Annotated in this window: 6 protein-coding genes; 1 reads left to right on the forward strand and 5 read right to left on the reverse strand. The window is 43.0% G+C overall.

Going from position 1 to position 7,153, the window contains the following annotated elements; genetic code table 11:
* Positions 1-546: 546 nt before the first annotated feature.
* From LDL35_RS13460 to LDL35_RS13470, 3 genes are read right to left on the reverse strand one after another with little or no spacing between them, the layout of a single operon-like run.
* Positions 547-2,955 (reverse strand): CDC48 family AAA ATPase, encoded by a 2,409-nt coding sequence (locus tag LDL35_RS13460; RefSeq protein ID WP_304023346.1) that lies wholly within the window; start codon positions 2,953-2,955, stop codon positions 547-549.
* The gene (locus LDL35_RS13465; protein WP_304023348.1) at positions 2,952-3,527 is read right to left on the reverse strand and encodes a 5-formyltetrahydrofolate cyclo-ligase; all 576 of its coding nucleotides are present in this window, start codon (positions 3,525-3,527) and stop codon (positions 2,952-2,954) included. The genes LDL35_RS13460 and LDL35_RS13465 overlap by 4 nt, the downstream gene beginning before the upstream one ends.
* Positions 3,528-3,534: 7 nt before the next feature.
* Positions 3,535-4,596: a hypothetical protein gene (locus LDL35_RS13470; RefSeq protein ID WP_304023350.1), complete on the reverse strand. Its 1,062-nt coding sequence runs from the start codon at positions 4,594-4,596 to the stop codon at positions 3,535-3,537.
* Positions 4,597-4,739: 143 nt separating this feature from the next.
* Between LDL35_RS13470 and LDL35_RS13475 the strand changes: the two genes are divergently transcribed.
* Complete coding sequence (locus tag LDL35_RS13475; protein WP_304023353.1) at positions 4,740-5,000, forward strand: pro-sigmaK processing inhibitor BofA family protein; 261 nt, start codon at positions 4,740-4,742, stop codon at positions 4,998-5,000.
* A gap of 8 nt (positions 5,001-5,008) precedes the next feature.
* On the opposite strand, the gene LDL35_RS13480 is transcribed toward LDL35_RS13475, so the two are convergent.
* Positions 5,009-6,550 carry a hypothetical protein gene (locus LDL35_RS13480; RefSeq protein ID WP_304023355.1) on the reverse strand — a complete coding sequence of 514 codons (1,542 nt, stop codon included), beginning with the start codon at positions 6,548-6,550 and terminating at the stop codon, positions 5,009-5,011.
* A 20-nt stretch (positions 6,551-6,570) separates the two neighbouring features.
* Positions 6,571-7,153 (reverse strand): hypothetical protein (locus tag LDL35_RS13485; protein ID WP_304023357.1); only part of this gene is annotated, 583 nt, incomplete at its 5' end.

Raw genomic sequence — 7,153 nt, forward strand, 5'->3', positions numbered from 1 at the left:
GTCTGGGCCACTCATGCCAGGTCTTAACTGTCCGCTGCCAAATGCCTGGGAGAGTATCTTTCGCAATATATCTTCCATATTTTTAAAATCTTCAGGTGGGGTATCATTCATATGTAAAATTCTCACTTTAAGATAGGGTTTTATCTCATATCAAGCTCCTCAGCAAGATTTTTGTGGTCGTGAAATTTTTTTATCTGACGTTGGTATCCTGCTCCATTAAGGAAGGTTTCATTCTCATCAGTACTTTCTGGATTGACGGACCATAATCTGGCTAAAAAAGAATTTTTAGAGATTTTGTATGCAGATTCAGATCTCAGAGTATCCCAGTATGCAGGCTATGGATATTACTCCTGTATGGATGAATCGAAGAAGACCTGCACTTCATCTTTCGGTTATCATGAGATGGTATGAGAACTTCGCGCATAATCAGATATCAAAAATAGTACGGCTTATAAGGATCCTTTCGTACTTTCGAGAATACAATGAGATTTGAATCGAAATTCCTTCTGTAAAGATATTCTCTAGTACTGAAATATTCAGAGGATCCTATTTTCCTAGGTCATCATTCTTCTTGTGGATACATTCATGTAAGAGATTCTCAACTCTGCCAGTCAGTTCCTCAATACGAGTGAAATCTTTCTCTTCCCAGAATGTCATATCACGCAGTTTGCTGGCAGTGTGAATCAGATCTGACGTAAGTTCGGTTACAAGACCCGCACGTTCAAACTGTTTTAAAATATATGCTGCACGGTGGAGTATCTGTTGTTTACTCCGCGGGTACAAAAGAGCCCAGGCACCTGATTCAAAAATTTCCAGATTCTTATTATCAAGTGTCCCTTGCATATGAGTTAATATCTCTTTGAGGTATCCGGTGGTTATCCGGGGTATATCTTCTGGCCTTTTTGTCTTTGTGAACACGTCTTCAAGAAGATTCATCTTGACTTCCCTGACAAAGGCATGAATATCAGCCCCTACAAAATAATGCATCTCCCGGGCGATAGCATCATAATCGATGTTTTCATCCAAAAGAGCACCCAGGTCTTTTAAATAAATTTCCAGAATCGCCTTTCTTCCCTTCAGGTCAGGGGGTTTTATATAGATATGCTTTTCAAGCCTTCCGGGCCGAAGTAATGCTGGGTCAAGCAGATCAGGTCGGTTTGTTGCCGCCATGATAACCACCCCGGAGAGTTCTTCAACCCCGTCCATCTCGGTAAGGATCTGTGATAACACACTCTCTCCGACCCGTGAGTTTGCATGCTGCTGGCCCCGTTGCTGGACAAGTGCATCTATCTCATCAAAAAAGATGATAGACGGTGCTGATTGGCGGGCTTTTCGAAATGCCTCCCGCACCTGTTTTTCCGATTCACCAACCCATTTAGATAACAGTTCAGGCCCTTTTACCGAGATAAAGTTCATCCGGGATTTGGCAGCGACCGCCTTGGCAAGAAGGGTTTTTCCAGTCCCAGGAGGTCCGAAGAGCAGAATTCCTTTTGGTGGTTTTATCTTTAGTTTCTCAAATGCTTCCCGTCTGTGGACCGGCCATTCAATTATCTTTTCTATCTCATGCTTTTCAGCATCAAGACCCTCCACCATCTCCCAGGGAACTTCAGGAATTTCAATATATAATTCCCGCATTGCAGAGGGCTCAATCCCTTTTCTTGATTCCTGAAAGTCATGATTGGTGATCATCAATGAGTCGATAATCTCTGCAGGGACCTCCTCATCCTCCTTCATCCGGCTCATGATGCCCCGTAATGCATGCATCGCCGCTTCCTTACAATGAAGTGCTATATCAGCCCCGACAAAACCATAACTGGTCTCTGCATAGTACTCAAGATCCACGTCATCTGCAAGGGGCATGGTCCTGGTGTGGACATGATAGATTTCAAGCCTCCCTATCCGGTCCGGAATCCCTATCTCGATCTCCCGGTCAAACCTCCCGCCCCGACGAAGAGCGGGATCAATCGAGTCAGGCATATTGGTTGCAGCAATGACAACCACCTGGCCGCGGGAGGCAAGCCCATCCATCATAGTCAGGATCTGTGCGGTCACCCGTCGTTCAACTTCACCGGTGGTATCCTGCCGTTTCGTTGCAATGGAATCTATCTCATCAATAAAGATAATAGATGGCGCTTTTTGTCTGGCTTCTTCAAAAATCTCTCGGATCTTCTTCTCCGAATCCCCATAATACCTGCTCATCACTTCAGGACCGGATAATGGGATAAAATGGGCATCAACTTCACTTGCAACCGCCCGTGCAAGGAGGGTTTTTCCGGTACCGGGAGGCCCGTACAGGAGCACTCCTTTTGGTGAGTCTATACCAAGACGTTCAAATATGCGTGGGTAGCGAAGGGGGATCTCCACCATCTCTCTGATAAGGCTGATTTCTCTTGAAAGACCACCGATATCCTCATAATGGATAGATAACTCCTCACTCTTCTTCTCCTCAGTCTGGTACGGGGTATCATTCAGGATGACTTCGGTTGTAAATGTGACAACCCCGGTACCCCGGGGCTCAAGACTTGATACAATGAACGTGACGGTATTTCCAATAAGATCTATCCTGACAGTCTGGCCCTCAATCACCGGTCTTCCACGTAATTTTTTTGCAAGGAGAACCTCAGGGTTATTGAGTGATATACTGGTAACCGGTTGCAGGATTACTTTTCTGACATCATGAACTGCAACACGTCTGACAATAACCCGGTCATCAATACCACAACCGGCATTACTTCTAATCTCTCCATCAATTGCGATATCATTTCTGCCCTGAGTGGTGCTCTGAGAACTCCATGCTGCTGCAACTGCCCGCTTTCCACCAAGAATCTCGATAAATTCTCCATTTACAATGCCAAGAGCACGCATCACTGCCGGATGAATCCGTGCAAGGCCTTTCCCTGCATCCTCTTCGGCAGCACGACGGACTTCAAGTCGAATCCCTGATGTAGCAGTCATATTTTTTCCTGAGAGCACCGATAGGTAGAAGTTTCAGTTACAATAATATCCATCCTGATATCATGGTCCTGAACCGGAATGGCGGGGACCTCCTGAACTGAATAGGCAACCCCTATCTTTTTAATATGGGGATGTTCGGATAAAAAACGATCATAATATCCTGCCCCATACCCGATTCTCCCTCCTGATCTGTCAAATCCAAGCATCGGTATTATGGCACAGGTTACATGATGCGGATCTGCCGGAAGTTCAGAGTCTACAGGTTCCGGGACATGAAATGTACTTGGTTTGAGTACATCACGGGTATTGATGTATGATAAGCGAAGACCGATATCGTCTTCTTCAATAATAGGGACGATGACTTTTCGTTCTTGATGAAGGAGATGATCAATAAACCATGCAGTCTCAACTTCCGGCTCTTTCGCACAATAAACCAGAACCGTCTCACAGGGATGAATAACCTGCGAGAGAGTTGCGCAAATCTGACGACTCATCTCCTTTCTGATATCTTCAGGAATATTCCATCTCCGTTCCCGAAGATCAGACCGGATAGCTTCCTTTTGTGCCAGCATATTACGATTACCTGATATACTCCCAGATTGCAAATACCAGTTCAACGGAGATAAGTATGATAATTATCCATTCGAGAAAGTTTGAATGCTGAATTCGGACTTCATCAGAAAGCATAGAGTAATTTTCCTGAATCACATCAATCTTGCGGTTTACACTATCACTCCAGAGCTGACTTCGCAATACCTTCAGGGCAGTTGCATACACTCTGGCATAATAGACATCTTCAGTCACTTTTATGAGGTTATTTACTTTTTCGGTAATTTCAGAAACTTCTGCATGGATTTCCATCAGATCAGACATGATCTGATGATACACCCGCATCCGGCTGAGCCATGTAAGCCTGTCAGCACGTTCGATATCCTGATACATCTTCTCCATCTTATTGGAGAGTTCCTGATCATAGTACCGAAGTTCAAATACCTGTACATTTGCATATTCTATGAGATCAAACAGGTCAGTCGGGATTTCTGGATTTTTTAACAGAGCAGCGTTCCATGAAAGAATGGTGAGATCTTCTTTAGTATAACTCAAACTATTCTTCAAAATTTCCTCTCTCATCTGATGAGAGAACCGGGTTTTCTCACCAAGGAGAAGGACCGCGGGATCTATGAGTTCTTCAGGGTTATTCGTGAAATATATAATATAATCTTCATAAAACGTATCATCGATCGCGATATCAGAGATATGAGGCCGGAGTATCTCTTTCAGGGTATGTAAATAAGATGAGAAGAGATCTGATATTAACTCCTCATTGGCAAAAGAAAGCCCTATTTCTTCAAAGATTCCTTCATCCTTATCAGATGATTCATACACAAAACAAAGACTAATTGCCCCGATATCATAAATCCTCGCAGAAACCAACAGATCATACCGCACTCCGTTTATGGTAACATCAGTCGGATGCATCCGAAGGAGGAGCGGAGGTTCCTCTATCCTGATGGATTTTGGTTTTATCCTCTGAAAGTTCGCACGGGCCGTATAATAACTCCTGGCGAGGGCAGTCTCGAGAAGATTGATGTCAATCTCCTTTCCAACATCATATATTCGGAAAAAGCGAATTGCATCCATCTACCTATACTCCTTATGAAAACATTGATGAAAAATATACTGATACATACATTCGGCAAGATCTTCCTGATGGTATCAGGTACAGTTCTCCATGTTAGATCCGTTCTGATAGTTTAATATAATAATATCAGAAGAAAGAATGTATGATTGGTACACTCATCCTTATCATCCTGTGTCTGATAGTGCTGGCCGTACTCTGGCACCTCTTGCAAAATATTGTCAAATTAGTCATTAACTCCATCCTTGGGCTCCTTTTACTTGGAATCGTTAAATTCCTTAATATATTTCCCCTGTTCGGGTTTCCGGATATTGAAATAGGATGGATTGCAGTGATCGTATGTGCAATCGCAGGGATACCTGGTGCTATCCTCCTTATGATCCTTCATCTGTTTGGTCTGGCATAATCTTTTTTTTATTTTATCACAGGAATTACCAGTATCGGTGAATGAATGGTAACTCCATCGTGATTATCCGCAGTTGCTTTGAAGTACAGATACCCTTCCTTTTCAGGCAAAAATGGAATGGTAATCTCTTCAGAAGGTATAACAGGAGAAATCTCATCATAAAGATTCCAGTCAATACTGTTTGTAGAAGAGTATATCAAAAGATGCAGAGTATCAGCATCTATGCTGTCAAAACCAGACAATATAAGAGATATGGTCCCTTCTTCTAAAACCCGTGCCGGAACAGGGGCTGCATTAATAAGTATCTGACGGGGAGAAGACTCTAAAACGTCCATGACTTCGTCAGATTCCTCATCAAGTGGAGTGACCGTAAGAGGAAGCACATTTGAATATACTGTAGGTGTGGTCAGGTTCCCCTCTCTTTTCACTGCGAGCACATACATCCCTGGGGTAAATGGTGCGGGAACCATACATTCAAAGAATCCGTATCTATTTGTCAGTATTTTACTGCTGTTCTGATACTGATCCCAGACTTTCCCACCAAAATTATACCATACAAGATCCAGTGTCGATAAAAATCCTGGTTCTCCCTCCTTTTTACAATACCATCCGTAGAGGGTGATATTTTGCAAAGATTGGACAGATGTATTATCAATAAATACGTCAATCGTTTCAGAAGGGTGGACAATCCTGGGAGGGGGGTTCATCCCGGTATCAGATGGGACAAGAAATACCGTGTCAGACAGGTATTCCGGTTCATTCCTGTTCTTCTGGTAGTGAAGTGAAAAGAAGAGAGGGTCAGGGGCTGTCAGATGAAATGTGGCATTCATTGTCCCGTCTTTTCTCGTCTGATATAGTACCGGCTCTCCGGTACATGACAATCCGACTTCAGGTACAAGTGAGACTTTTGCATATGCAATCGGATTCTCTTTTATACTGACCTGTCCAGAGAACGATATATCTTGTCCGGATATAAATTCAGTTGTATTGGATGTGAGTTGTACAATAATTTCCTCTTCCTTATCGGAATCTGACGCCTTCTGATTACCAGTGCCGGGATGCCTCTCATCAGGTTCGAAAAATGTTGTACTATCAGACTGGATGCAGGTAATTTCCAGTCTCTCACTTTTCATAATGTTCGTATTTATCTCCTGATCTGGTCTGTATGTTGCCTGGTAGGAATATATTCCAGGTTCAGTCAGGATATCTGTAATCCCATATATCCCTGATTCATCGGTACTTGTATTCAGATATGTAACTTCAGAGCTGCTGTTTCTCCGTTCAATAACAATATCAGAACCTGATAACGGGCCGAAAATTCCTTTCAGAATTCCGGAAAGAACAATCTCATCACCAGGGTTTCTAAAATACTGGTCAGGTTCTATGGTCAGAGTGAGTGCTGCTCCAATGGTGTAATCCTTATCTTCACCAATTGCAAGGATCTCCTTCCATTGTTCATGAGTATATTGAGAAGCGGCACATGCATTAGAGATTGCACAGAATACCAGCACAATAAAACAAGCGATTTGGAAAAAATGTATCCCTTTCATACAGACACCAAAATATCCGGTCAGCCCAGATACCGGTACTTATTATACCGGGATTCCAGTTCTGCAATCGATTTCGGAACAAAAATATCGGATCTCTTGCTCATCTTCATTTTAATATCATGCTCTCTGTCAGGTTTCAGTCTCATGGCATTTTCATAACTCTGAATACCTTCCGTATACAGATCCTGATTTCTTAATCGTTCATCAGCAGTAAGACCGGCGGTTGGAATCGTAAGGAGGGCAAATATAACATCTCCGCGTTTTTCCCAGATGAGAGAATCTGAAGGATTTAATGCAAGAGAGTTGGTATACCGCTCAAGAGCCTGAATATATCTGCTTTGATCAAGTGCGGCATCCCCGGCATAAGCAAAATTAATGGCAGTTTTTGGAGTTATCTGATCTATCTGACGGTACGTCTGATTTGATTCATCATTCCTATAGAGCGCTTTTGTTATCCGTGCTTTACGGAGTAAATAATCTATACTTTCAGGATCACGGGCTATTGCCTCGTCAAGTGCGGTAACGGTCTCTTCCAGTTTTCCAATCCTGTGAAGATATATCGCCTTTTTACCATAGTACTCTGCGACATCAGGATACCGGTAT

The organism is Methanospirillum hungatei (assembly GCF_020216685.1).
Taxonomy (GTDB): Archaea; Halobacteriota; Methanomicrobia; order Methanomicrobiales; family Methanospirillaceae; genus Methanospirillum; species Methanospirillum hungatei_B.